Below are 252 nucleotides of genomic sequence, written 5' to 3'. Positions count from 1 at the left end.
AGTGCATGTCAATGTGCGGGTAATCTGCGCTACGCAGAAAAACCTGATTGAGCTGGTGCAGCGCGGGGAGTTCCGCGAGGATCTCTTTTACCGGCTCAATGTGCTGACGCTGCAACTGCCGCCTCTGCGCGATCGTCCGCAGGATATTCTGCCGCTGACCGAGATGTTTGTTGCCCGCTTTGCGGATGAGCAGGGGATGGCGCGTCCGCGACTCTCGCCGCAACTTAACGCTTTTCTGACTCGCTACGCCTG

Annotated in this window: 1 protein-coding gene; it reads left to right on the top strand. The window is 58.7% G+C overall.

The annotated features are described in order from the left end of the window. On the top strand, positions 1 to 252 hold a 252-nt coding region (locus tag SB765_RS31955), incomplete at both ends, for a sigma 54-interacting transcriptional regulator (RefSeq protein ID WP_410932801.1).

It is taken from the genome of Pseudomonas sp. SIMBA_067 (assembly GCF_046534675.1).
In the GTDB taxonomy this organism is placed as follows: domain Bacteria; phylum Pseudomonadota; class Gammaproteobacteria; order Pseudomonadales; family Pseudomonadaceae; genus Aquipseudomonas; species Aquipseudomonas putida.
The sequence above is the reverse complement of the archived record's forward strand: the minus strand, read 5'-3'. Positions and strand labels throughout refer to the sequence as shown.